The 24,380-nt window shown below is 69.8% G+C and carries 28 protein-coding genes, 2 tRNA genes and 1 pseudogene; 15 read left to right on the plus strand and 16 right to left on the minus strand.

Features of this window, described 5'->3' with window-relative positions; translation table 11 throughout:
• Window positions 1-4: 4 nt before the first annotated feature.
• From acpP to Talka_RS10115, 7 genes are all read right to left on the minus strand, one after another.
• A complete protein-coding gene (gene acpP / locus Talka_RS10085; protein ID WP_043703749.1) occupies window positions 5-244 on the minus strand; it encodes an acyl carrier protein in 240 nt (79 codons plus the stop codon).
• A gap of 93 nt (window positions 245-337) precedes the next feature.
• The gene (gene fabG / locus Talka_RS10090) at window positions 338-1,087 is read right to left on the minus strand and encodes a 3-oxoacyl-ACP reductase FabG (protein ID WP_143891191.1); all 750 of its coding nucleotides are present in this window, start codon (window positions 1,085-1,087) and stop codon (window positions 338-340) included.
• A 43-nt stretch (window positions 1,088-1,130) separates the two neighbouring features.
• Window positions 1,131-2,084: an ACP S-malonyltransferase gene (fabD, locus tag Talka_RS10095; protein ID WP_143891192.1), complete on the minus strand. Its 954-nt coding sequence runs from the start codon at window positions 2,082-2,084 to the stop codon at window positions 1,131-1,133.
• A 31-nt stretch (window positions 2,085-2,115) separates the two neighbouring features.
• Window positions 2,116-3,135 carry a beta-ketoacyl-ACP synthase III gene (locus Talka_RS10100; RefSeq protein ID WP_143891193.1) on the minus strand — a complete coding sequence of 340 codons (1,020 nt, stop codon included), beginning with the start codon at window positions 3,133-3,135 and terminating at the stop codon, window positions 2,116-2,118.
• Window positions 3,136-3,163: 28 nt separating this feature from the next.
• Entirely contained in the window at window positions 3,164-4,198 is a 1,035-nt protein-coding gene (plsX, locus tag Talka_RS10105) for a phosphate acyltransferase PlsX (RefSeq protein ID WP_143891194.1), read from the minus strand.
• Between the two features lie 50 nt (window positions 4,199-4,248).
• The gene (gene rpmF, locus Talka_RS10110; RefSeq protein WP_143891195.1) at window positions 4,249-4,431 is read right to left on the minus strand and encodes a 50S ribosomal protein L32; all 183 of its coding nucleotides are present in this window, start codon (window positions 4,429-4,431) and stop codon (window positions 4,249-4,251) included.
• A 95-nt stretch (window positions 4,432-4,526) separates the two neighbouring features.
• The gene (locus tag Talka_RS10115) at window positions 4,527-5,141 is read right to left on the minus strand and encodes a YceD family protein (RefSeq protein ID WP_246100656.1); all 615 of its coding nucleotides are present in this window, start codon (window positions 5,139-5,141) and stop codon (window positions 4,527-4,529) included.
• Between Talka_RS10115 and pdxH the strand changes: the two genes are divergently transcribed.
• From pdxH to groL, 3 genes are all read left to right on the plus strand, one after another.
• Complete coding sequence (gene pdxH, locus Talka_RS10120; protein ID WP_143891196.1) at window positions 5,140-5,772, plus strand: pyridoxamine 5'-phosphate oxidase; 633 nt, start codon at window positions 5,140-5,142, stop codon at window positions 5,770-5,772. The two genes, Talka_RS10115 and pdxH, sit on opposite strands and share 2 nt — an antisense overlap.
• A gap of 190 nt (window positions 5,773-5,962) precedes the next feature.
• A complete protein-coding gene (gene groES, locus Talka_RS10125; protein WP_143891197.1) occupies window positions 5,963-6,253 on the plus strand; it encodes a co-chaperone GroES in 291 nt (96 codons plus the stop codon).
• A gap of 73 nt (window positions 6,254-6,326) precedes the next feature.
• Window positions 6,327-7,961 carry a chaperonin GroEL gene (groL, locus tag Talka_RS10130; RefSeq protein WP_143891198.1) on the plus strand — a complete coding sequence of 545 codons (1,635 nt, stop codon included), beginning with the start codon at window positions 6,327-6,329 and terminating at the stop codon, window positions 7,959-7,961.
• A gap of 98 nt (window positions 7,962-8,059) precedes the next feature.
• Here groL and Talka_RS10135 read toward each other — a convergent pair whose 3' ends face one another.
• Entirely contained in the window at window positions 8,060-8,962 is a 903-nt protein-coding gene (locus Talka_RS10135; RefSeq protein WP_143891199.1) for a DUF6279 family lipoprotein, read from the minus strand.
• Window positions 8,937-9,170, minus strand: a complete 234-nt coding sequence (locus tag Talka_RS10140; RefSeq protein ID WP_143891200.1) for a hypothetical protein — start codon at window positions 9,168-9,170, stop codon at window positions 8,937-8,939. The genes Talka_RS10135 and Talka_RS10140 overlap by 26 nt, the downstream gene beginning before the upstream one ends.
• Before the next feature lie 355 nt (window positions 9,171-9,525).
• On the opposite strand from Talka_RS10140, the gene Talka_RS10145 reads away from it, so the two are divergent.
• Both Talka_RS10145 and cutA read left to right on the plus strand, forming a co-directional pair.
• Window positions 9,526-9,601, plus strand: a tRNA-Asn gene (locus Talka_RS10145).
• 67 nt (window positions 9,602-9,668) lie between these two features.
• On the plus strand, window positions 9,669-9,998 hold the full coding sequence (gene cutA, locus Talka_RS10150) for a divalent-cation tolerance protein CutA (protein WP_143891201.1): 330 nt from the start codon (window positions 9,669-9,671) through the stop codon (window positions 9,996-9,998).
• Window positions 9,999-10,014: 16 nt separating this feature from the next.
• On the opposite strand, the gene folK is transcribed toward cutA, so the two are convergent.
• Genes folK through Talka_RS10175 form a run of 5 tightly spaced genes read right to left on the minus strand, consistent with a single transcriptional unit; the run spans window position 10,015 to window position 14,626 of the window.
• Entirely contained in the window at window positions 10,015-10,503 is a 489-nt protein-coding gene (folK, locus tag Talka_RS10155) for a 2-amino-4-hydroxy-6-hydroxymethyldihydropteridine diphosphokinase (protein WP_143891202.1), read from the minus strand.
• Window positions 10,496-12,106 carry a polynucleotide adenylyltransferase PcnB gene (gene pcnB, locus Talka_RS10160; RefSeq protein ID WP_143891203.1) on the minus strand — a complete coding sequence of 537 codons (1,611 nt, stop codon included), beginning with the start codon at window positions 12,104-12,106 and terminating at the stop codon, window positions 10,496-10,498. The genes folK and pcnB overlap by 8 nt, the downstream gene beginning before the upstream one ends.
• Entirely contained in the window at window positions 12,103-12,837 is a 735-nt protein-coding gene (locus Talka_RS10165) for a histidinol-phosphatase (RefSeq protein WP_143891204.1), read from the minus strand. Before Talka_RS10165 ends, pcnB begins: the two co-directional genes overlap by 4 nt.
• An 11-nt stretch (window positions 12,838-12,848) precedes the next feature.
• Window positions 12,849-13,526 (minus strand): DnaA regulatory inactivator Hda, encoded by a 678-nt coding sequence (gene hda / locus Talka_RS10170; protein ID WP_143891205.1) that lies wholly within the window; start codon window positions 13,524-13,526, stop codon window positions 12,849-12,851.
• Between the two features lie 5 nt (window positions 13,527-13,531).
• On the minus strand, window positions 13,532-14,626 hold the full coding sequence (locus Talka_RS10175) for an AI-2E family transporter (RefSeq protein WP_143891206.1): 1,095 nt from the start codon (window positions 14,624-14,626) through the stop codon (window positions 13,532-13,534).
• 39 nt (window positions 14,627-14,665) lie between these two features.
• Here Talka_RS10175 and purM point away from each other — a divergent pair, with 39 nt between their 5' ends.
• The gene (gene purM / locus Talka_RS10180; protein WP_143891207.1) at window positions 14,666-15,697 is read left to right on the plus strand and encodes a phosphoribosylformylglycinamidine cyclo-ligase; all 1,032 of its coding nucleotides are present in this window, start codon (window positions 14,666-14,668) and stop codon (window positions 15,695-15,697) included.
• A 20-nt stretch (window positions 15,698-15,717) separates the two neighbouring features.
• Here purM and Talka_RS10185 read toward each other — a convergent pair whose 3' ends face one another.
• Together Talka_RS10185 and murJ are read right to left on the minus strand one after the other, a co-directional pair.
• Entirely contained in the window at window positions 15,718-16,569 is an 852-nt protein-coding gene (locus Talka_RS10185) for a SirB1 family protein (protein ID WP_143891208.1), read from the minus strand.
• Between the two features lie 4 nt (window positions 16,570-16,573).
• Window positions 16,574-18,136 (minus strand): murein biosynthesis integral membrane protein MurJ, encoded by a 1,563-nt coding sequence (gene murJ / locus Talka_RS10190; RefSeq protein ID WP_143891209.1) that lies wholly within the window; start codon window positions 18,134-18,136, stop codon window positions 16,574-16,576.
• A 35-nt stretch (window positions 18,137-18,171) separates the two neighbouring features.
• Between murJ and Talka_RS10195 the strand changes: the two genes are divergently transcribed.
• From Talka_RS10195 to Talka_RS10230, 9 genes and pseudogenes are all read left to right on the plus strand, one after another.
• Window positions 18,172-19,032, plus strand: a complete 861-nt coding sequence (locus tag Talka_RS10195; RefSeq protein WP_143891210.1) for a 3',5'-nucleoside bisphosphate phosphatase — start codon at window positions 18,172-18,174, stop codon at window positions 19,030-19,032.
• 30 nt (window positions 19,033-19,062) lie between these two features.
• Window positions 19,063-19,701 carry an L-threonylcarbamoyladenylate synthase gene (locus Talka_RS10200; protein ID WP_143891211.1) on the plus strand — a complete coding sequence of 213 codons (639 nt, stop codon included), beginning with the start codon at window positions 19,063-19,065 and terminating at the stop codon, window positions 19,699-19,701.
• 26 nt (window positions 19,702-19,727) lie between these two features.
• Window positions 19,728-20,396, plus strand: coding sequence for a site-2 protease family protein (locus tag Talka_RS10205; RefSeq protein WP_143891212.1), 669 nt, complete (start codon window positions 19,728-19,730; stop codon window positions 20,394-20,396).
• 49 nt (window positions 20,397-20,445) lie between these two features.
• Entirely contained in the window at window positions 20,446-21,747 is a 1,302-nt protein-coding gene (locus tag Talka_RS10210) for a tryptophan--tRNA ligase (RefSeq protein ID WP_425472675.1), read from the plus strand.
• 87 nt (window positions 21,748-21,834) lie between these two features.
• Window positions 21,835-21,927: transfer RNA gene (locus tag Talka_RS10215), tRNA-Ser, on the plus strand.
• A gap of 199 nt (window positions 21,928-22,126) precedes the next feature.
• Window positions 22,127-22,387: pseudogene (locus Talka_RS12140) on the plus strand (helix-turn-helix domain-containing protein); the annotation flags it as partial.
• Window positions 22,364-22,744: a DUF933 domain-containing protein gene (locus Talka_RS12145; protein WP_425472676.1), complete on the plus strand. Its 381-nt coding sequence runs from the start codon at window positions 22,364-22,366 to the stop codon at window positions 22,742-22,744. The pseudogene Talka_RS12140 and the gene Talka_RS12145, both read left to right, overlap by 24 nt.
• 31 nt (window positions 22,745-22,775) lie before the next feature.
• Window positions 22,776-23,810 (plus strand): UDP-glucose 4-epimerase GalE, encoded by a 1,035-nt coding sequence (gene galE, locus Talka_RS10225; protein ID WP_143891215.1) that lies wholly within the window; start codon window positions 22,776-22,778, stop codon window positions 23,808-23,810.
• On the plus strand, window positions 23,810-24,380 hold a 571-nt coding region (locus Talka_RS10230; RefSeq protein WP_143891216.1), incomplete at its 3' end, for an ATP-binding protein. The genes galE and Talka_RS10230, both read left to right, overlap by 1 nt.

The following is a 24,380-nucleotide window of genomic DNA, read 5'->3' on the forward strand; positions in this document are numbered from 1 at the left end:
CGGCTTAGCCCTTGTAGTGCGCCTTGGCGTAGTCGATCGCCTGCTGCACGGTGGTGATTTTCTCGGCGTCCTCGTCGGGGATCTCGATACCGAACTCGTCTTCCAAGGCCATCACCAGCTCGACGGTGTCGAGGGAGTCGGCGCCCAGGTCGGCGACGAACGCCTTCTCCGGAGTCACCTGGCTCTCCTCCACGCCGAGCTGCTCGGCGATGATCTTCTTGACGCGTGCTTCGATGTCGCTCATGGATTCCCTCAGTCGGGTGGTTGGGAAAAATGCCCTGGCATTGTAGCCGCCCGCTCCGGCGTTACCGCCCGCGGGGGCGCCAGCCGGTCGGTTTTAGGCCATGAACATGCCGCCGTTGACGTGCAGTTCCTGCCCGGTGATGTAGCCAGCTTGAGGACTGGCCAAAAACGCCACCGCGTGCGCCACGTCAGCGGGCTTGCCCAAATGGCCCAGCGGAATCTGCGCCAGCAGCGCCTGCTGCTGCTCCGGGGGGAGGCTGGCGGTCATGTCGGTCTCGATGAAGCCCGGCGCCACGCAGTTGACGGTGATGCGCCGGCTGCCAAGCTCGCGCGCCAGCGCGCGCGTCATGCCGGCCAGCCCCGCCTTGGCAGCGGCGTAGTTGGCCTGGCCGGGGTTGCCGGCGGCGCCGACGACGCTGGTGATGTTGACGATGCGGCCATAGCGCTGCTTCATCATCGGGCGGATGGCGGCGCGACACAGGCGAAACACCGCCTTGAGGTTGGTGTCGAGCACCGCGTCCCAGTCCTCGTCCTTCATCCGCATGGCCAGCGTGTCGCGCGTGATGCCGGCGTTGTTGACGAGGATGTGCAGCGCGCCGAACTCCTTGACCAGTGCCTCCACCAGCCCCTCGGCGGCCGGGCCGTCGTTGACGTCGAGCCGCACGCCGCGGCAGCCCGGGAAGGCGGCCAGCGCCTGCGTGATGCGCTGCGCGCCGTCGTCGGTGGTGGCGGTGCCCACCACGCGCACGCCGCGCGCGGCCAGCTCGCGTGCGATGGCCGCGCCGATGCCGCGCGTGGCGCCGGTGACCAGCGCGACCTGACCTTCGAACGTAGATTCAGACATGGGCGAACGTTCTCGCAGAGGTTCGATCGGAGGAAGGATGGGGTCAGGCCGCCAGCAGCGCCTTGACCTCGCTCAAGGTGGCCGGGTCGTAGAGCGCCGCAGCCTCGGCATCCGGCGCGATGCGCTTGGTCAGCCCGAGCAGCACCTTGCCCGGGCCGCACTCGACGATGGCCTGCGCGCCGCGCGCGCGCAGCGCCTGCACGCACTCCACCCAGCGCACCGGGCCGGCGGCCTGGCGCACCAGCGCGTCGCGGATGCGCGCCGGGTCGGTCTCCACCGCCACGTCGATGTTGTTGACGACCGGGATCGCCGGGGCCCGGAGCTCCACCTCGGCCAGCGCCGCGCGCAGCGCCTCGGCCGCCGGGCGCATCAGGCTGGAGTGAAACGGCGCCGACACCGGCAGCGGCAACGCGCGCTTGGCGCCGCGCGCCTTGAGCACCTCGCAGGCCTTGTCCACCGCGGCCCTGGAGCCGGCGATCACGGTCTGCGCCGGGTCGTTGAAGTTGACCGCCTCGACGATCTCGCCACTGTCCGGCGCAAACGCAGCCTGCGCCTCGGCGCAGCCGGCGCGCACGGCGTCGGCATCCAGCCCCAGGATGGCGGCCATCGCCCCGGCGCCCACCGGCACCGCCTGCTGCATGGCCTGCGCGCGCAGCCGCACCAACGGCGCGGCCTGCGCCAGCGTCAGCGCCCCCGCCGCCACCAACGCCGAGTATTCGCCCAGCGAATGGCCGGCCACGGCAATGGGGTCCGAGCCGCCTTCGGCCTTCCAGACGCGCCAGGCTGCCACACCGGCCACCAGCATCACCGGCTGCGTGTTGGTGGTCAGCGCCAGCGCCTCCTTCGGCCCCTCGTGGATCAGGCGGCCCAGGTCTTCGCCGAGCGCATCGGAGGCTTCCTGCAGCGTGGCGCGCACCACCGGGTGGTCGCCCCAGGCGTCGAGCATGCCGACCGACTGCGAACCCTGACCAGGAAAGACAAACGCAAACCTCTTCAAAGGGGCTTCCTCCAGATTTTTGATCTTCGCCTCAGTAACGCACCAGCGCCGAGCCCCAAGTGAAACCGCCGCCGACGCCTTCCAGCAGCAGCAGCTGTCCCGGTTGAATCCAACCCGCGCGCACTGCGTGATCCAAAGCCAGCGGGATCGACGCCGCCGACGTGTTGCCGTGCTGATCGACGGTGACAACAACCCGCTCCAGTGGCAGCTTGAGTTTGCGCGCCGTGCTGTACATGATGCGGATGTTGGCCTGGTGCGGGATCAGCCAATCGACGTCGGCCTCGGCCTTGCCGGCCTTGGCCAGCGCGGCGCGCGCGGTCTCCTCCAACACGCCGACGGCCAACTTGAACACCGCCTGCCCGTCCATGCGCAGCAGCGGCTCGCCCAGCACCTGGCCGCCAGCCACCGTGCCGGGCACGCACAGGATGCCGGTGTGGCGGCCATCGGCATGGATGTCGGTGGCCAGCACGCCGGGGCCGGCGCCGTCGTGCTCGACAGCCTCCAGCACCACCGCGCCGGCGCCGTCACCGAACAGCACGCACGTGGTGCGGTCGTCGAAGTTGAGGATGCGGGAAAACACTTCCGCGCCTACCACCAGCGCGCGGCGCGCCCCGCCCGTGCGGATCAGCGCATCGGCCACCGTCAGCGCGTAAATAAAGCCGGTGCACACCGCTTGCACGTCCAACGCCGCGGCCCCAATCGGCCCCTGACCGCCAGCAGCCAGCGCCGCCTCGTGCAGCTTGCGCTGCAAGATGGTGGCGGTGGACGGAAAGACCATGTCCGGGGTGGAGGTCGCCAAGACGATCAAATCCACCTCATGCGGCTGGCGGCCGGCGGCGGCCAGCGCCTTGAGGCTGGCTTGCAGCGCCAGGTCGCTGGCCATCTCGCCGTCGGCGGCGAAGTGGCGCGCGCGGATGCCGGTGCGCTCAACGATCCAGGCGTCGCTGGTCTGCAGCCCGCGCTGCGCCAGCAGCGCGGCCATCTCGTCGTTGGTCAGACGGCGCGCTGGCAGGTGGCCGCCCGTGCCGGTGATGCGAGCATAGAGAGGCATCGATCGCTATCCGCAAGCTTGGGTCATCTTAAGAGGGCGCCGCCTCCCTCAGCCACGGGGCGGCCTGCGCGATGCCGGCGCGCACCCGCTGCAACAGCTGGGCGCGCGCCGCATCATACGCACGCGCCAGCGCCTGCTCGAACGCGAAGGCATCCGCCGAGCCATGGCTTTTGAACACCAACCCGCGCAAGCCCAGCAGCGCCGCGCCGTTGTAGCGCCGGTGGTCAACGCGCCGCTTGAAGCGGCGCAGCACCGGCAACGCCAACAGGGCCACGAGACGGCTGTAGGCGCTGCGCTCAAACTCCTCGCGCAACAAAGAGCCCACCATCGCCGCAAGGCCCTCGCTGGTTTTGAGCGCCACGTTGCCAACGAAGCCGTCGCAGACGACGATGTCGGTGGTGCCTTTGAAGATGTCGTTGCCTTCGACGTTGCCGTAAAAGTGGAGGTCGCCGCGCGCCGCCGCTTCGCGCAGCAGCTGGCCTGCGCGCTTGATCACCTCATTGCCTTTGATGACCTCTTCGCCGATGTTGAGCAAGCCAACGCTGGGCCGGGCGCGCTCGGTGGTGGCGGCCACCAAGGCGGAGCCCATCAAGGCAAACTGCAGCAGATGCTGCGCCGTGCAATCCACGTTGGCGCCCAGGTCCAGCATGGTGGTGGCCCCGCCCGTCACGTTGGGAATTTGCGTGGCGATGGCCGGGCGCTCAATACCATCCAGCGTTTTGAGCACGTAGCGCGCGATCGCCATCAGCGCGCCGGTGTTGCCGGCGGACACCGCCGCGTCGGCCCGGCCGTCGCGCACCTGCTCGATGGCCACGCGCATGGAGGAATCGCGCTTGCGCCGCAGCGCCACTTCGACGGGGTCGTCCATGGCGACGACTTCGGTCGCCTCGATCACCAAGCAGCGCTCGCTGCGCAAAGACGCAGGACGACTCTGCAGCGCCTCGGCGCGCCCAACCAGCAACAGCTGCGCGTCAGCGTGTCGCTCCAGGAAAGCCGCACAGGCCGGCAGCGTGACCGCCGGCCCGTGATCGCCCCCCATGCAATCGACGGCGATGCGAACCACAGCCAATACAAAAGGCGGGCGCGCGCCGTCGCTCGCGCCCGCAGCTTGGGTCAATTGCCCGACTTGGGCTTGAAGATCTGACGACCGCGGTAAAAACCGTTGGGGCTGATGTGGTGGCGCAGGTGCACCTCACCCGTGGTGGGCTCCACCGCAAGACCGGGAACCGAAAGCGCCTGGTGTGAGCGGTGCATGCCGCGCTTGGATGGCGATTTCTTGTTTTGCTGGACAGCCATGACGGGCTCCTGATTGGGCTTAGAGCAAAGAAACTCTTGATTATAGCTTGCGCAAAGCTTAAGGAGGTGAACAGACAGTTCAGCCAAACGCTGGACTAGACATTCGACTCGGCATCGGCCAGCCCAAGCCGGTCGCCTGCGGACAACGGCAGCGGCCGGGGGCAGCGCTCGTGCATCGGCGCCAGCGGCGCAGCCAGCAGCAACTCATCTTCGATCAAGCTGCGCAGGTCAAAACGCGGGCCGTTGGCCACCAACAGATCTTCTTCGCAGCGCTCGTCTTCAGCCCAAGCGGCGGCCTCATCGGCCACAAAGCGAAACCAGCGATCCACTTCCAGCGGCTGCCAAAACGGCTCCAGGCAACGCTGGCACACCAGCGGCACGGCGCCCTGCACGCGCAGGTGCAACCAAAGCTGCCGCGTGGCCGCGGCGCCGCCCAGCAGGCGCAACGCGGCCGCCACCGGCGACGACGCTTCACGCCATTGCGCGCGCACTTGCCAAGCCACGCCAGGATGGCCTTGCGCATCCAATTGCGGCGCCTCAGCCCAAACGCGCTGCAGCCGCTCGATCGGCTGCACGCCGCGCAGCGGCTGCCCGCTGCGCGCCAGCCGCTCCAGATCGATCCAATCGTAAAACGCGTCGGACTGCTCCATGGTTGGATTATCGTGCGCCGAGCCGCCGCCGCGCCGCGCGCCGTGCGATACTGCCAGCATGGATCTCGCCGCGCTGCGCAAGAGTTACGAAAAGGCCGAACTCAGCGAAGAGGTCGCCCACGCCAACCCCCTGCGCCAATTTGAGCGGTGGCTGCGCGAAGCCATCGAGGCGCAATTGCCTGAGCCCACCGCGATGACGCTGGCCACCGTCGGCAGCGATCTGCGCCCCAGCACGCGCGTGGTGCTGCTCAAAGGCTGCGACGAGCGCGGCCTCGTCTGGTACACCAACTACGACAGCCGCAAAGGCCGCGAGCTGGCCGGCAACCCCTACGCGGCGCTGCAATTTCACTGGGTGGAGCTGGAACGCGTGGTGCGCATCGAAGGCGTGGTCGAAAAAGTCAGCGCCGAAGAAAGCGACGCTTACTTTGCCAGCCGCCCGCTGGATCACCGTATCGGCGCCTGGGCCAGCCCGCAAAGCCAGGTGATCGACAGCCGCGCGGCGCTGGTGGCCAACGCCGCGCGCTACGCCGCGCAGTTTCGGATGAACCCGCCGCGCCCGCCGCACTGGGGCGGCTACCGTCTGCAACCCGACACCTGGGAATTCTGGCAGGGGCGCAAGAGCCGGCTGCACGACCGGCTGCGTTACCGCTGGCAGCAAGGTCAGTGGCTGCGCGAGCGCTTGGCGCCTTAAGCAACGCCCGGCGCCACGCCGCAACACCGGCGATCGCGCTGCAAGCTCTTGAAAACATCAGCCAGCGCCCTTATGATTAGCACTCGCAGGCGACGAGTGCTAACAACAGCCCTGTTGTAGGCGCTCCGAGCCCCTTTCCATCATTGGTGTGACCAACGCGTCTCATCTCGTCTCAACGACAGGAGATCCCATGAAGCTTCGTCCTCTCGCTGATCGCGTGATCGTCAAGCGGCTGGAAAACGAAACCAAGACGGCCTCGGGCATCGTGATCCCGGACAACGCGGCCGAGAAGCCGGATCAGGGCGAGGTGATCGCCGTCGGCCCGGGCAAGACCAACGACAAGGGCGAGACCAAGCCGATGAGCGTCAAGGTCGGCGATCGCGTGCTGTTTGGCAAATACAGCGGCCAGACCGTCAAAGTGGATGGCGAAGAGCTGCTGGTGATGAAGGAAGACGACCTGTTTGCCGTGATCGAGAAGTGATCCGGCCCGGTGTCTGAGCCTGCATCGCGATCCGTCCCTTTTCCCCTATTGTTGAAAGAAGGAGCTGACTGACATGGCAGCGAAAGATGTTGTGTTTGGCGCTGATGCCCGCGCCCGCATGGTTGAGGGCGTCAACATTCTGGCCAACGCCGTCAAAGTGACCCTGGGCCCGAAGGGCCGCAACGTGGTGCTGGAGCGCAGCTTCGGCGCCCCCACCGTCACCAAGGACGGCGTGTCGGTGGCCAAGGAAATCGAGCTGAAAGACAAGCTGATGAACATGGGCGCCCAGATGGTCAAGGAAGTGGCGTCCAAGACCAGCGACAACGCCGGTGACGGCACCACCACCGCCACCGTGCTGGCTCAGGCCATCGTGCGCGAGGGCATGAAATATGTGGCCGCCGGCATGAACCCGATGGATCTGAAACGCGGCATCGACAAGGCGGTGGATGCGCTGGTGGCCGAGCTGAAGAAGATCAGCAAGCCCACCACCACCAGCAAGGAAATCGCCCAGGTTGGCGCCATCTCGGCCAACAGCGACGAGTCGATCGGCCAGATCATCGCGGATGCGATGGACAAGGTCGGCAAGGAAGGCGTCATCACCGTCGAGGACGGCAAGAGCCTGCAAAACGAGCTGGATGTCGTCGAGGGCATGCAGTTCGACCGCGGCTACCTGTCGCCGTACTTCATCAACAACCCGGACAAGCAGGTCTGCGTGCTGGAAAACCCCTATGTTCTCCTGCACGACAAGAAGATCAGCAACATCCGTGACCTGCTGCCGGCGCTGGAGCAGGTGGCCAAGGCCGGCCGTCCGCTGCTGATCATCGCTGAAGACGTCGAGGGTGAAGCGCTGGCCACGCTGGTGGTCAACACCATCCGCGGCATCCTGAAGGTCTGCGCGGTCAAGGCGCCGGGCTTCGGCGATCGCCGTAAGGCCATGCTGGAGGACATCGCCATCCTGACCGGCGGCAAGGTCATCGCCGAGGAAGTCGGCCTGTCGCTGGAGAAGGTCACGCTGGCCGACCTGGGTCAGGCCAAGCGCGTCGAGGTGGCCAAGGAAAACACCACCATCATCGACGGCGCCGGCAAGGCCGAGGACATCGAGGCGCGCGTCAAGCAAATCCGCGTGCAGATCGAGGAGGCCACCAGCGACTACGATCGTGAGAAGCTGCAGGAGCGCGTGGCCAAGCTCGCCGGCGGCGTGGCGGTGATCAAGGTCGGCGCGGCCACCGAGGTCGAGATGAAGGAGAAGAAGGCCCGCGTCGAGGACGCGCTGCACGCCACCCGTGCCGCTGTCGAGGAAGGCATCGTGCCCGGCGGCGGCGTGGCGCTGCTGCGTGCCCGTCAGGCCGTCGGCCAGCTCAAGGGCGCCAACGCCGATCAGGATGCGGGCATCCAAATCGTCATGCGCGCCATTGAAGAGCCGCTGCGTCAGATCGTGGCCAACGCCGGCGAAGAGCCCAGCGTGGTGATCGCCAAGGTGCTGGAAGGCAAGGGCAACTTCGGCTACAACGCCGCCAACGGCACCTACGGCGACATGATCGAGATGGGCATCCTGGATCCGACCAAGGTGACCCGCACCGCGCTGCAAAACGCCGCCTCGGTGGCCGGCCTGATGCTGACCACCGAGTGCATGGTGGCCGAAGCGCCGAAGAACGAGTCCAAGCCGGCCGCTGGCGGCGGCATGGGCGGCATGGACATGGACATGTGATCGGCGGCGCACGCACGCTGAGTTCACGTCCATAAGCGGCCGCCGGGGGCAACCCCGGCGGTTTTTTTCATTCAGGGGCAGGCGGGTCGGACAAGTGCTCAGCGGGCGCCGGCGCTGTGGCCGGCCAGGGCGCGCAGCTCGCGCTCGTACGCCTGCAGCTGCGCGGCGGCGCGCTCGCGCTGCGCCGGCGTGGCGCGCGCGTGCCAGTCCGCCAGCCACGCGCAGCCCTGCGCCCACGCCTCGTCCTGCCAGGCGGCCAGCACCGGATCGGGCGAGCGCCACGTACGCGCCCACAGCGCGCGCACCTCGGCGCGCGCCGCCTCGGCGCTCAGCCCGCGCAGGCGGCGTGCGGTATCGAGCCAGTCGGCCTGGCGGCGCTGGCGCTCGGCCCAGGCGAGATCCGGCCGGTAAGGGCTGGTGGCCAGCCGCTCGCGCAGCCAGCGGCGCTGGGCGTCGTCGAGCCGACCGTAGAACATCTCCAGCCGCTCGCGCGTGCGGCGCAGCCGCAGCCCGCGGTCAGGGTCGGGATCGCCCCAGTCGCGCCGCCACTCCTCGTCGCCCTCGGCCAGGCGGCGCTGCCAATGCGCCAGCTGCGCGTCGGTCAGCGTCGGCAGCCAGCGCGCCAAATCGTCCACGGTGCGCTCTGCGGCCTCACGCAGCAGCGCGCGCAGCGCCTCGCCCTCACGGCAGACGGCGGCCGCATCCGGCGTGCCGGCGGCCAGCCGCTGCCAGCGCGCCAGCAGCTCGGCCAGCGCCGGCAGCTGCTCGCGCCGGTGCCAGTCGTGCCAGCGGCGCAAAGCCTCGGCTGCGCCGCGGCGCTGCGCCTCGTCCAGATCCCAAAGGCTGTCGAGCCGCCACAGCGCGAGGGTCGGCAACCGCGGATAGGTCACCGAGACGACGCTACAGCCAGCCAGCCACAGCGCAGCCAGCGCCGCCGCCAGCCAGCCTGCCAGACGCGCGCCGCGGCGCGTGCGCTCACGCCGGCAGCAGCGCGCGAGCAACTTCGATGTGGCGCACCGGATGACGGGCCTTGTTGCCAAGCTCATGATCGATCACCGCCAGTCGCCTGGCGTCGTGGGCCGGTCGCGGCTCCCGCATCACGCCCGGGCTGTCGTCCACACGGCGCGCTTGGCGCAGGCGCCCATCGGTCCGGCACGCCTCGTTGGCCTCGAGCCCCTCGTCCAGCGTGACGATGGGCTCCGTCTTCACGCCGGAGCCGTTGAGGTCGAGCGGTCGAGCGCTGATGGCCTCCCGCAGCTTGGCGTTCGCGTTCGCCTTCGCGCGACTGGGCTGCCATGCCGAGCGATCGGCGCTCGTGCAGGAAGGCGCGCACCTTGTCGCGGAAGGCTTTTTTATCGAGGCTGAAGCGCCAATCCATAGAGGAGCCCTCTTGCGAACCGGGACGGTGCACACGTCGTCTCCGACGTTGCGCCGTCACCGGCTGCGCGCATGGTAAGCGGGCCAAAGCATCAACGCCACGCTGGGCTGTGGCAACCCGCAGGCCGCGTCAGCTCGCATCCCTTCATTCGCAAAGTCTCGCGTTGAGCTATAATGCAAGCTTCATTCCCCGATAGCTCAGTCGGTAGAGCGCCGGACTGTTAATCCGTAGGTCCCTGGTTCGAGCCCAGGTCGGGGAGCCAACCGAACTCCATCACCCAAGCCCGCCGTCAGCGGGTTTTTTCTTGACCGGAACCCGGATCACATCGCATGGCGTCCGACCTGATCGCGGTGATGACGACCCTGCCGGATGAGGCATCCGCTCAGGCGCTGGCCGAGCATTTGGTGCACCACCGTTGGGCCGCCTGTGTGCAGTGGCACGCCATCGACAGCGTTTACGAGTGGCACGGTCGGCTGCAGTGTGATCGGGAGTGGCGTTTGCTCGCCAAATGCCGCCGCGCCGACTGGACGGCGGTGTGCGACGCCATCCGCGCCCAGCATCCTTATGAGCTGCCTGCGATCTGGTGCAGCCCGATCGAAACCAGCGAAGCGTATGGTGATTGGGTGAAGCAGCAGACCGAGCGTCCCGAGGCCAGCTAGCCGCCCCGGCGGCGGCTTAGCCCCAAGGTTGGATGCGCTGCGACGCCACCGCGCGCAGCGCAGCGGGCGGCACGCGCTCGGGCGCCAGCTCCGCCAGCGGCACCAGCACAAAGGCGCGCTGCCCCAGGCGCGGGTGCGGCACCGTCAGTGTCGGCGAGTCGATGCGCGCCTCGCCGTAGAGCAGCAGATCCAAGTCGAGCGTGCGCGGGGCGTTGCGATAGGGGCGCTCGCGCCCGGCGCGCGCCTCCAGCGCCTGCAGCGCGGCCAGCAGCGCCGGCGCGGTCAGCGTGGTGGCCAGCCGCGCCACCGCGTTGCAGTAGTCAGGCCCGTCGGCCTGCAGCGGCGCGCTGCGCCACAGGCGCGAGGCGGCCCGCACGCGCGTGCCGGGCAGCTCGTCCAGCCAGACCAGCGCCTGCCGCACCTGCGCCGCGGCGTCGCCCAGGTTGGCGCCGAGCCCGACGTAGGCGTCGACCTCGGGCCGCGGGGCCGGGGCCGCCTCAGGCATCGCCTGCCCCGTCGCCGCCGGACGCAGGGGCGTCGCCGGCGCCGTCGCCCTTGGGCTTGCGGCGCCGGCGGCGGCGCTTGCGCGCCGCCGCCGCCGCGTCCTCGGCGGCGGGCAGCATCTCGGCGTCGCCCTGCGGCGCGGCCGCCGGCGGCGGCACCTCCGCCGCCGACGCGGGCGCCTCACCGCCCGCCTCGGCCTTGCGCACGCGGCGCCGCGCCTTGCCGCCCTTGGCGCGCTGCTGCTCGAGGCGCACGGCCTCGATCATGTCGCGGCGCACCGCCTCGCCGGCCTGGGCGAAGGTCTCCCACCAGTGCACGAGTTCCTCCTCCACCTCGCCGACCTGCGCGCGCAGGCGCAGGAAGTCAAAACCCGCCCGGTAGCGCGGCTGCTCCACCAGCGTGAACGGCCCGCGGCCGGTGCGCTTGTCGAAGCGCGGCTGCATCAACCAGATTTCGCGCATATCCGCGCCCAGTTTGCCGCGGCCCGTCACGTCGCCGATGCGCGCGTCGAACACCTCGTCCACCGCTGCGGCCAGCGCCGGAAACGCCGCTTCGCCCTGCCCCTGGCGGCGCTGCCACGCGGTGCGCACGTCCTGCCACAGCACGCAGGCGAGCAGGAAACTCGCGGCCACCGGCTTGCCCTCGGCGACGCGGCGGTCGGTATCCTGCAGCGCGGCGCGCACGAACGGCTCGTCGGCACGCTCCACCACCACGTCCAGCAGCGGGTAGATGCCGCGCGCCAGCCCGTTGGCGCGCAGCGCCTCGATGCTGGCGATGGCGTGACCGGTCTGCAGGAGCTTGAGCATCTCGTCGAACAGCCGGCTCGGCGGCACGTCGGCCAGCAGGTGCAGGTGCGCGGCCATCGGCGCGCGCGTCCTGGCGTCGAGCTTGAAGCCCAGGCGGCTGAGCTTGGCCTCGAAGCGCACCGCGCGGATGATGCGTACCGGATCCTCGCGGTAGCGCGTGGCCGGATCGCCAATCATGCGGATGACGCGCTTGCGCGCATCCCGGATGCCGTGGTGGAAGTCCACCACCGTCTGCGTCTCCGGGTCGTAGTACATCGCGTTGATGGTGAAGTCGCGCCGCGCCGCGTCCTGCTCGATCGGGCCCCAGACGTTGTCGCGCAGCACGCGGCCGCTGGCGTCCACCGCCAGCGCCACGCCGGCCAGCGCGCGCCTGGAGCGCTCGTCGCCGACCACCGGCTCGGCCTGGCTCGGATCGACGTAGGCGCGGAAGGTGGAGACCTCCACCACCTCGTGCTCGCGCCCGCGGCCGAACACCACGTGCACGATGCGGAAGCGCCGCCCGATGATGAAGGCGCGCCGGAACAGCGCCTTGACCTGTTCCGGCGTGGCGTTGGTGGCGACATCGAAGTCCTTCGGCCGCAGGCCCAGCAGCAGGTCGCGCACCGCGCCGCCGACGATGTAGGCCTCGTAGCCGGCACGCTTGAGCGTGTGCACCACGTCCAGCGCGCGACCGTCCACCAGCGACGGGTCGATGCCGTGCACCGCGGCGGGCACGTCCTCGCGCTTGCCGAAGCGGCCGCGCCGCAGCGTCGGCCGCACGGTCTTGTCCAGCAGCTTGTCGATCAGGGTCTTGATCATGGATGCGGTTCGAACAGATCCAGGATGCGCCAGCCGCGCGCGCGCGCCAGCTCGCGCAGGGTCGAGCCCGGGTTGGTGGCCACCGGCACGTCGGCGCGCTCCAGCAGCGGCAGGTCGTTGGTGGAGTCGGAGTAGAAGGTCAGGTGCACGTCGTCCCAGCCCAGCCCCTGCGCGGCCAGCCACTGCGCCACGCGCTCGACCTTGCCCTCGCGAAACGACGGCACGCCGGCGATGCGCCCGGTCAGGCGCCCCTGCGCGTCGCGCTCCAGCTCCACCGCGATCAGGTCCTCCACGCCGAGGCGGCGCGCGATCGGCGCGGTGACGAAGGCGTTGGTGGCGGTGACGATGGCCACGCGCTCGCCGCGCGCGCGGTGCGCGGCCACCAGCGCGCGCGCCTCGGGCCGCAGCGCCGGCTCGATCACCTCGGCCATGTAGCGCGCGTGCGCCTGCGCCGCCTCCTGCGGCGTGCGCTGGCGCAGCGCCTCGGTGGCAAAGGCCACGTAGGCGTGGATGTCGAGCCGGCCGGCCTGGTAGTCAGCGAAAAAGGCGTCGTTGCGGCGCGCGAACTCGCCGGCGTCGGTCCAGCCGATGCGGGTGGTGAACACGCCCCACTCGTAGTCGGAATCCAACGGCAGCAACGTGTGGTCGAGGTCGAACAGCGCCACCGCGACACGGCCGTCGGGCGCGCGCGCGGCGGGGGCAGGGGGCAGCGGGCCGGTCGCCGTCGTCATCGGGTCGTCCTTTAGGTCTCGGCCAGCATCGCGCGCACCAGCGGCACGGTGACCGGACGCTGGGTGCGCAGCGCGTAGCCGTCCAGCCGCTCCAGCAGCGCCGTCAGGCTGCCGAGGTCGCGCGCATGGCGCGCCAGCACGTAGTCGAGCACCTCCTCCGGCAGCGCAAAGCCGCGCGCCGCGGCCAGCCGCCGCAGCACTGCGCGGCAGGCCGACTCCGGCAGCGGCCGCAACGCGTGCACCTGCCCCCAGGCCAGCCGGCTGCGCAGGTCGTCGCGCAGCGGAAGGTCAGCCGGCGGACGGTCGCCGGCGGCCAGCAGCGGCCGCGGCGCGCCGCAGGCCGGCGTCTGGGCGTTGACAAACCAGTTGAACGCCGCCGCCTGGCGCGCCGCGTCGTAGCGCTGCACGTTGTCCAGCAGCACCGCCGCCCAGCCGTCGTCGAACGGCTGCGGGGCAACGTCGGCGTCAAGCCAGCCCGCGCGCTCGCCGCGCTCGGTCAGCGCCAGCGCCGCCGCGCGCAGCAGGTGCGTCTTGCCACAACCGGGCGGCCCCCACAGGTACAGCGGCTCGGCTGGCCGCTCGCGCAGCCAACGCCGCAGCGCGTCCAGCGCCGCCTCGTTGCCGTCGGCGCAAAACGCCTCCAGCGTCGGCAGCGGGGCCAGCCCCAGGTCGAGCGCGAGCTGCCGCACTGGGCTCACTCCTTGCGCGCCACGGGACCCGCGGCGGGCGGCGCGGCGAACAGCGCGCTGCGCAGGTAGAGCGCCTGCAGCCGGCGCAGCGCCACCAGCGCCACCGCCGAAGCCGGCAGCGCCAGCAGCACGCCGACGAAGCCGAACAGGTGCCCGAACGCCATCAGCGCGAAGATCACCGCCACCGGGTGCAGGCCGATGCGCTCGCCGACCAGCCGCGGCGTCAGCCAAAAGCTTTCCACCACCTGCCCCACCCCATAGACAGCTGCCACTGCCAGCACGCCCCACCAATCCTGAAACTGCAGCAGTGCCGCCAGCAGCGCCAGCACCAGACCGACACCAAAACCGACATACGGCACGAACACCGCCAGACCCGTGAAGACGCCGATCGGCAACGCCAAATCCAGCCCGACCGCCCACAGCGCCACAGCGTAGTACACCGCCAGCAGCCCCATGACCAGCATCTGGCCGCGCAGATACTGACCAAGCAGCTCATCGGTATCACGCCACCAACTGAGCAACGCACCACGCCATGCGGGTGGAATCAGCGCTTGCACGCGCGCCCCCATTGCGTTCCAGTCCAGCAGCAGGTAATAGGCCACCACCGGCATCAGCACCGCGTTGCCCAGCACCGTGATCAACACGCTGCCACCGATGCGCAGCGACGACAGCAGATGCGCCAGCAGTTGCTCCTCGTGACCGCTGATGAGGTTGCGCAGCAGTTGCCGCACACCTTCCACATCCACGGCCACGTCCAACCCCAGGCGCCGGGCGTGCGGCACCAGCCAGGCGTTGAAGCGCTCCAGCAGCGCCGGAATCTGCTCACGCAGCAGCGGCCACTGCTGCGCCAGCACCGGCACGATGATCAGCACCAGTGCCAGCGCCAACAGCATCACGCCGGCGATTGCGACCCCTGCACCGAGCCAACGCGGCACCCGCCAACGGGCCAGCTGCGCCACCAGCGGCTGCAGGACATAGGCCAGCCCCAGTGCCAGCAGCAGCGGAAACAGCACCGGCGCCAACAACGACACCGCCCACCACACCGCCAGCGCAACGGCCAACCAAAGCAAGGCTTGACGGAAAGCAGGGGAAATCGGCATCGGGTCACCGGTAGAATCGTTCTGATTTTACTGGCCGCCATGAACACGACCCCCCTTTCGTACAAGCAAGCCGGCGTGGATATCGACGCCGGCGACGCGCTCGTCGAGCGCATCAAGCCGCTGGCCCGCCGCACGCTGCGCGAGGGGGTGCTGGCCGGCATCGGCGGCTTCGGCGCGCTGTTCGAGATCCCCAAGCGCTACCGCGAACCGGTGCTGGTCAGCGGCACCGACGGCGTCGGCACCAAGCTCAAGCTGGCCTTCGCGTGGGACATGCACGACACCGTCGGCATCGATCTCGTGGCAATGAGCGTCAACGATGTGCTGGTGCAGGGGGCCGAGCCGTTGTTTTTTTTGGACTACTTTGCCTGCGGCAAGCTCGACGTGGACACCGCCGCGCGCGTGGTGGCCGGCATCGCCCGCGGCTGCGAGGCATCCGGCTGCGCGCTGATCGGCGGCGAGACCGCCGAGATGCCTGGCATGTACCCGCCCGGCGAATATGACCTGGCGGGTTTTTGCGTCGGCGTGGTGGAAAAGTCGCGCATCCTCACCGGCGCCGACGTGCGCGCCGGCGACGTGGTGCTGGGACTGGCCTCCAACGGCGTGCACTCCAACGGCTTCAGCCTGGTGCGCAAGTGTCTGGAACGCGCCGGCGCCAACCTTCCGATGACGCTCGACGGCCAGCCACTGCGCGAAGCGATCATGGCTCCGACGCGGCTCTACGTCAAGCCGGTGCTGGCCGCCCTGCAAGAGCACCCGATCAAGGCGCTGGCGCACATCACCGGCGGCGGCCTGCTGGAAAACATCCCACGCGTGCTGCCCGAGGGGCTCGCCGCGCACTTGGTCAAGGGCAGCTGGCCGCAGAGCGAATTGTTCGCCTGGCTGCAGCGTACCGCCGGCATCGACGACCGTGAAATGCACCGCACGTTCAACTGCGGCATCGGCATGGTGGTGGTGGTGGCGCCGGAGCACGCCGACGCCACCGCCGCGACGCTGCGTGCGCAGGGCGAGACGGTGCACGTCATTGGCGCCATCGCGCCGCGGGGCGACGGCGCCGCCGTCGAGGTGCGCTGAGAGCCGCCGGCGGCGGCGCTTCAGCCCAAACCCAACCGCAGCGCCTGCACGCGCAGCGCCACGGCTTCAGCGTCGTCGGCGTCGGGCTGATGGCGCAGATAGCCTTCCAGATCGGCCAGCGCGCGCTCGAGCTGCCCCAGCTCGGCCCAGGTCAGGCCACGGTCGCGCCGCTCGGCCCAGTCGTCCGGCAGCACGCGCACCAGCCGTTCGCACACCGCGAGCAACCGCGGCCAGTCGCGCGCCAAGCGATGGATTTCCTTGAGGTTGCGCAGCACGCGCGCGACGATGTCGCGCGCCGCCGCTGGCTGCAAAAACAGCTCCACCGGCACGTCAAAGTCGCCCACCAGCCCCTGGCGCCTTTTGTAAGGCTCCAGCCGCTCGGCCAGTTCCTCGCGGCTCAGCGACTGGCCCGTCAGCGGATCCACCACCACTTGGCCTAGCAACAGTTGAACCTTGACCAAAAAGTGCCCTGGGAAATTGACGCCGCTGGCGCGCAAGCCGATGCCGCGCGCCAGCTCCAGCCACAGCACCCCCAGCGTGATTGGCAAGCCGCGCCGCCGACGCAGCGCCAGGTGCAGGTAACTCAGGTCAGGGTCGTCCCACTCGTGATCGGGGCCGCTGAACCCGAGCTCACGAAAAAAATAATGGTTTAACAGTCGCAGCCGCTGCAGGCTGCCGGCATCCGCCGGCAGACGGCGGCGCAGCCGCTGCAGCAGCCGCTCGACGTCGTCCAGCACCGCCTGCAGGTCCAGCTCCGGGTACTCGTCCAGCGCGACGGCGGCCACGGCCTCCAGCAGCGGCAGGCCGTCGTCCTGCGCCACCAGCGCGGCGAAGTAGTCCAGCGTCGAAGGCGCGCGGGCAGTCCACGTCATGGCGCTACTTTCGCACAAATCGACGCAGCGGCAAACCCAGCAGGGCCAGCGCGCCGAAATACAGCAGCGCCGCGCCCACCAACACCGCAGCCAGCCAGCCGATGCGCGCCAGGCGCGACGGCGGCTGCAGCCACGGCAGGGCGTGCTGCGCCGCCAGCAGGGCGGCGGCCAGCAGCGCCGAGGCCGCCGCCACCTGCAGCGCGAAGCGCCTCCAGCCCGGCTGCGGCCGGTAGGCGCCGCGGCGCCGCAGCCCCACAAGCAGCCAGCCGGCGTTGAGCAGCGCGCCCAGCCCGATAGCCAGCGCCAGCCCGACGTGCGCCAGCCACGGCACCAGCGCGGCATTGAGAGCCTGCGTCACCGCCAGCACCACCACCGCGATGCGCACCGGGGTGCGGATGTCCTGCCGCGCGTAGTAGCCCGGCGCCAGCACCTTGACGCCAATCAGCCCGAGCAGCCCGACGCCGTAGCCCATCAGCGCCAGCGCCGTCTGTCGCACGTCCTGCGCGGTAAAAGCGCCGTAGTGATACAGCACCGCCACCAGCGGCTCGGCCAGCGTCAGCAGCCCGACGGCGCTGGGCACGGCCAGCAGCACCACGCCGCGCAGCCCCCAGTCCAGCAGCTCGCTGTAACGCGCCGTCTCGCCAGCAGCTTGGGCGGCGGCCAGCTGCGGCAGCAGCACCACGCCCAGCGCCACCCCCAGCAGCGCGGTCGGAAATTCCATCAGTCGGTCGGCGTAGGTCAGCCACGACACGCTGCCCGGCGCCAGGTGCGAGGCGATCTGCGTGTTGATCAGCAGCGACACCTGCGCCACCCCCACCCCAAGCAGCGCCGGCGCCATCAGCCTCAGGATGCGGCGCGTGCCGGGGTGACGCCAGCCGCGCGCCAGCGCCGCGGGTGTGACGCCAATGCGCGGCAGCAGCCCCAGCCGCGCCAGCGCCGGCACCTGCAGCGCCAGCTGCAGCGCCCCGCCCAGCATCACCCCGCCGGCCAGCGCCAGGATCGGCTCCACCCCGTGCCGCGCCAGCCACGGCGCGCCCCAGGTGGCGGCGGCGATCATCGCCACGTTCAGCAGCACCGGCGTGGCCGCCGGCACCGCGAAGCGCTTCCACGTGTTGAGGATGCCGGCGCTGAGCGCCACCAGCGACATGAAGCCGATGTAGGGGAACATCCAGCGCGTCAGCGTCACGGCGACGTCGAACGCCTGCGGCGTCTGGCGCAGCCCGGCGGCCATCGCCCACACCAGCAGCGGCGCGGCCAGCACCCCCAGCAGCGACGTCACCAGCAGCGCCCAGGCCAGCACCGTGGCCACGCGGTCGATCAGCTCACGCGTGGCGGCATCCCCCTCGGTGGCGCGCGTGGCCGCCAGCACCGGCACGAACGCCTGCGAGAACGCCCCTTCCGCAAACAGCCGCCGCAGCAGGTTGGGGATGCGGAACGCTACGTTGAAGGCGTCGGTCAAGGCGCTGGCGCCAAAGGTGGCGGCGATCAGCAGCTCGCGCGCCAGCCCCGTGATGCGCGAGGCCAGCGTCCACAGCGACACCAGCGAGGCGGATTTGAACAGCGACATCGGCGCGAGTGTAGCCGCGCCCCTACAATGCCCCGATCATGGCCCTGCTCAACGCTGACCTGCACTGTCACTCCACCGTCTCCGACGGCACGCTGGAACCCGAGCAGCTGGCCGCGCGCGCCAAGGCCAACGGCGTGGAGCTGTGGGCGCTGACCGACCACGACGAAGTCGGTGGCCAGCACCGCGCGCGCGCCGCCGCGCAGGCGCTGGGGCTGCCTTACCTTTGCGGCGTGGAGATCTCGGTGACGTTCGCCGGCCTGACGGTGCACATCGTCGGCCTCGGCATCGACCCCGACGACCCGCAGCTGCTGCAGGGGCTGGCGCGCACGCGTGGCGGGCGCGAGCAGCGCGCGCGCGAGATGGCTGAGCAGCTGGCTGCGGTCGGCATTCCCGGCGCCTTCGAGGGCGCGCTGAAGTATGTCGGCAATCCGCAACTGATCTCGCGCACGCATTTTGCGCGCTACCTGGTCGAGACCGGAGTCTGCCACGACACGCACGAGGTGTTTCGCCGCTTCCTCACCGAGGGCAAGCCCGGCTTCGTCGAGCACCGCTGGGCGGCGCTGGGCGATGCGGTGCGCTGGATCCGTGACGCCGGCGGCGTGGCCGTCATCGCCCACCCGGCGCGCTACGCCCACCCAAGCCCGACGCACGAATACGCGCTGTTCGAGGAATTCAAGGCGCACGGCGGGCAGGCGGTGGAGGTCGTCACCGGCAGCCACAGCAGCGCCGAGATCGTGCGCTATGCGGAACTGGCGCGCGAGTTCGGGCTGGCAGCCTCGCGCGGCAGCGACTTCCACAGCCCTGAAGAATCCCACTGCGACCTCGGCGCGCTGCCGTGGCTGGACGGGCGCCTAACCCCGGTGTGGGAATTGCTGGCCCACCGCATCGTGCACTGAGCAGGCGCCGCATCTGCACAAGCCCCGCCGATGGCGCAGCGCTTCGAACTCCACCCCACCCACCCGCAGCCGCGCCTGCTGCGCCAGGCGGTGCAGATGCTGCAGGCTGGCGGCGTGCTGGCCGTGCCAACCGACTCCAGCTACGCGCTGGTGTGCCACCTCGACGACAAGGCCGCCGCCGAGCGGCTGCGCCGCATCCGCGGGGTGGATGAGCGGCACCACCTGACGCTGCTGTGCCGCGACCTATCGGAGCTGGCAGCCTACGCGCGCGTGGACAACCGACAATATCGGCTGCTGAAGGCCGCCACCCCCGGCCCCTACACCTTCATTCTGACCGCCACCCGAGAGGTGCCGCGGCGGCTCAGCCACCCGTCGCGCAAGACCATCGGCCTGCGCGTGCCCGATCATCCCGTGCCACTGGCGTTGCTGGCTGCGCACGGCGCCCCCCTGCTGGCCACGACGCTGATCCTACCCGGCCAGACCGAGCCGCTCAACGACGCCGAGGAGATTCGCGCGCGCCTGCAGCACGAGCTGGCCGCCGTGCTGGACGCCGGCGCTTGCCCCGCACAGCCCACCACGGTGGTGGATCTGACGCCGATGGATGGCGGCGGCGAGCCGGAGGTCGTGCGCCGCGGGCGCGGGCCGCTGGCCTCGCTGGGCCTGGCCTGAAGCGGCCGCGCTGCGACAATACGCCGATGGACGTCGCCCACCTGATCCAAACCGTCACGGTTTACGCGCTGCCAGTGCTGTTTGCCATCACGCTGCACGAAGCCGCCCACGGCTACGCCGCGCGGCACTTCGGCGACCCCACCGCCGAGCGGCTCGGCCGCATCACGCTCAACCCGCTGCCGCACATCGACCCGATCGGCACCGTGGCCATGCCGCTGCTGCTGTACTTCGCCACCGCCGGCAACTTCCTGTTCGGCTACGCGCGGCCGGTGCCGGTGGACATGAGCCGCCTGCGGCATCCCAAACGCGACATGATCTGGGTGGCGCTGGCCGGCCCCGGGGCCAATCTGATCCAAGCGCTGGGCTGGGCGGCGCTGGGCTACGTGCTGTCGGCGCTGGCGATCGAAGAGCCATTCTTCCACGCCATGGCGCGCGCCGGGGTGCTGGTCAACGTCGTCATGTTCGCGTTCAACCTCTTCCCGCTGCCGCCGCTGGACGGCGGCCGCATCCTGGTCGGGTTGCTGCCGCCGCGGCCGGCGCTGGCGGTGGCGCGCGTGGAGCCGTATGGCTTTTTCATCGTGATGGCGCTGGTCATCACCGGCGTCGTCAGCACGCTGTGGCTACGCCCGCTGATGCAACTGACGTTGCAAGCCATCCAGCTCGTTCTGGCGCCGCTGCGCTGGCTGCTGTTCTGACGTTGTCCACCGCCCATTGCCCGCCCCGCTTTCAACGGTGTTCATGCCTATGTCCGCTGCCAATCCGATCCGTGTCCTTACGGGTATCAAGCCCTCCGGCACCCCGCACCTTGGCAACTACGTCGGCGCCATCCGCCCCACCGTGCGCGCCAGCCGCCAGAGCGGCATCGACAGCTTCCTGTTCCTGGCCGACTATCACGCGCTGATCTCCACGCACGAGCCGGCGCGCGTGCAACGCTCCACGCTGGAGATCGCCGCCACCTGGATCGCCTGCGGGCTTGATCCCGAACGCGTCACCTTTTATCGACAATCCGACATCCCGGAAATCCCCGAACTTGCCTGGCTGCTGGCCTGCGTCGGCGGCAAGGGCATGCTCAACCGCGCGCACGCCTACAAGGCCATGGTCGATCTCAACGCGACGGCGGGACGCGAGCCTGACGATGGCGTGTCGGTCGGGCTGTTTCTGTATCCGGTGCTAATGGCCGCCGACATCCTGATGTTCAACGCACACCGCGTGCCGGTCGGGCGCGACCAGATCCAGCACGTCGAGATGGCGCGCGACCTGGCCAGCAGCTTCAACCACCGCTACGGCGAGCACTTTACGCTGCCGCAGGCCGAGATCGACGAGCAGGTGGCCACGCTGCCGGGCCTGGACGGGCGCAAGATGAGCAAGAGCTACGACAACGTCATCCCGCTGTTCGCGCCGCGCGAGCAGCTGCGCCGGCTCATCATGGGCATCGTCACCGACTCGCGCGCGCCCGGTGAGCCCAAGCCCACCGACGGCAACGCGATCTTCCAGATCTACCAGGCGTTCGCCACGGCGGAGGAGACGGCGGCGCTGGCGCGCGACTTCGCCGCCGGCCTGGCCTGGAGCGAGGCCAAGGAGCGCCTGTTCGAGCGCATCGACCGCGAGATCGCGCCGATGCGCGCCGCTTACGACGAGCTGATCGCCCACCCGCAACGCGTCGAGGCCATCCTGCAGGCCGGCGCGGCCAAGGCGCGCGCGATCGCCACCCCGTTCGCGCAGCGGTTGCGCCGCGCGGTCGGCCTGCGGCCGCTGACCGAACTGGCCGAGGCGCCGGCCGCCACGGCCCCGGCCAAGGCGGCGCGCCCACTCGTCAAGCAGTACCGCGAGACCGACGGACGCTTCTACTTCAAGCTGACCGACGCGCGCGGCCACGTGCTGCTGCAAAGCGCCGGCTTCGACTCCCCGCGCGAAGCCGGCCAGGCGGTGGCGCGCCTGAGGGCCGACGGCTGGGCCGCCTGCGCCGACCTGCACGCGCGCGTGCAGGCGCATGCGGATGCCGCCACCATCGAAGCAGCCCTGGCGGCGCTGCGCGACGATAGCTAACGCCCCGCGGCTTCGACGGCAACGCCCGCAGCCCAGGCTCGGGGAAGTTTTCTTCGCTTTGCTACAATGCGAGCCTTCGGCGTCTGTGGAGAGATGGCAGAGTGGTCGAATGCGCCGGACTCGAAATCCGGTATACGGGATTTCCCCGTATCGAGGGTTCGAATCCCTCTCTCTCCGCCAAGTCATGCCGTCGCCCTCTTGTTTCCAAGAGGGTTTCAAGCTTAATGCTTCAAGGGTTATCAACTCAGTTATAACCTGACTGGGCTTTTCGGTCATTGGGATCCAGCCGCGTCCCTTCAGATTCGTCACTCCTTTATTGATTCTCAACACCGAGACGGTTGTTGCATCAGGTGTACTCTAAACCTTCTTTCCTGACATAATGGATCGGCATAAGGAGAGAAGGATGAACGCGGAGCTGAAGCTGGCGCAGCAGCGGCTGTCGGTGCTGGAGCTGGCGCAGGCGCTGGGCAATGTGAGTGAGGCGTGCCGGCGCCGGGGCATGACGCGCACGCAGTTTTACGAGTACAAGCGCCGCTTCCAGACGCATGGGATTGAGGGGCTGAAGGATCTGCCGCCGATCCCGAAGAGCCACCCGATGAGCACACCGGCGCAGGTGGTGCAGCGCATCGTGGAGCTGGCCGACATGGACGAGGAGGACCGGCTCGCCTTCCTGCGCGAGCTGGGGCTGCAGGAGCCGGGCCTCAACCGCCTGATCCGCGCCGCCTACGACTTGCTCGGGCTGCAGACCTACTTCACCGCTGGCGAGAAGGAAGTGCGCGCCTGGACGATCCGCAAAGGTTTCACCGCCCCGCAGGCCGCCGGCGTCATTCACAGCGACTTTGAGCGCGGCTTTATCCGCGCGCAGACGATCGCCTTTGACGACTTCATCCGCTATGGCGGCGAGCAGGGCGCCAGGGAGGCTGGCCGCATGCGGGCCGAGGGCAAGGACTACGTCGTGCAGGATGGCGACGTGATGCACTTTTTGTTCAACGTCTGAACCGCGCGGGCGGCGCGAGGGAGGGGTGGAGGTGAACATCCTGTTGACCGGCGGAGCCGGCTACATCGGCAGCCACACCGCCGTGGTGCTGCAACAGGCCGGCCACCATGTCGTGCTGCTGGACAACCTCAGCAACAGCGACGCCGGTGTGGCCGAGCGCATCGGCCGCATCACCGGGCAGCGTCCGCCGCTGGAGGTGGCCGACGTGCTCGACACGGCCAGGGTACGCGCGACGCTGCGCGCGCATGCGGTGGACGCCGTCATCCATTTCGCGGGCCTGAAGGCCGTGGGCGAGTCGGTGGCGCAGCCACTGGCCTACTTCCACAACAACGTCGCGGGCGCCATCAGCCTGCTGCGCGCGATGGCCGAGGAAGGCGTGCGCCAGCTGGTGTTTTCCAGCAGCGCCACCGTCTATGGGCAGCCGCAGTACCTGCCGCTGGACGAGGCGCACCCGACCGGTGCCACCAACCCCTACGGCCGCACCAAGCTGCACATCGAGGAGATGCTGCGCGATCTTGCGGCCAGCGACCCCGAGTGGCGCATCGCCATCCTGCGCTACTTCAACCCGGTCGGCGCGCACGACAGCGCCCTGATCGGCGAGGATCCGCAGGGCATCCCCAACAACCTCATGCCCTACATCGCGCGCGTGGCTGCCGGGCGGCTGCCGCAGCTCAACGTCTGGGGCGACGACTACCCCACGCCCGACGGCACCGGCGTGCGCGACTACATCCACGTGATGGACCTGGCCGAGGGCCACCGCGCGGCGCTGGATCACCTCACCCGCACCGACCAGCCCTGTGACGTCTTCAACCTCGGCACTGGCCGCGGCACGAGTGTCCTGGAGATGGTGCGCGCCTTCGAGCGGGCCAGCGGCCGGCCCGTGCCGTACCGCATCGCCGCGCGCCGCCCGGGCGACGTGGCCGCCTGCTGGGCCGACCCGTCGAAGGCCGAGCGCGTGCTGGGCTGGCGCGCCACGCGCGGCGTGGAGGCGATGTGCGCGTCGGCGTGGGCCTTCATCGCGCGCACGGCGGCCGCGGACGTCGCCAAAGTGCCGGAAGCGTCGTGATGGAAAAGCAATTCAACACCGCCGGCCCGAGCAAGGCAGACCTGCACTACGTGCTCGATCCGCTCGCCCGCATCGACCTGGAAGAGGTGCTGGGGCTGATCGAGGCGCAGCGCTACTTCGTGCTGCACGCCCCGCGGCAGACCGGCAAGACCACGGCGCTGCTGGCGTTGATGGAGCACCTCAACCGGCAGGGGCGTTACCGGGCGCTGTATGCCAACATCGAAACCGCGCAAGCCGCGCGCGGCAACGTCGCCGAAGGCATGGCGGCCATCGTGCGGGCGCTGGCCAGCGCCGCGCACAACTACTGGCAAGACGAAGCCGCCGCGCAGATGGCCCTGGAGCTGCTCGGCACCGTGGGCGTCAACGACTGGGTGCGCTCGCTGCTGGAGCGCTGGAGCCGAGCGGAAAGACGGCCCATCGTGCTGCTGCTGGACGAAGTCGATGCCTTGGTCGGCGATACGCTCATTTCCCTTTTGCGCCAGATCCGCGCCGGCTACGCGCAGCGGCCGATGGCCTTTCCCCAGACCGTAGTGCTGTGCGGGGTCAGAGACGTGCGCGACTACCGCATCC

Origin of the sequence: Tepidimonas alkaliphilus (assembly GCF_007556595.1) — a bacterium.
Taxonomy (GTDB): domain Bacteria; phylum Pseudomonadota; class Gammaproteobacteria; order Burkholderiales; family Burkholderiaceae_C; genus Tepidimonas; species Tepidimonas alkaliphila.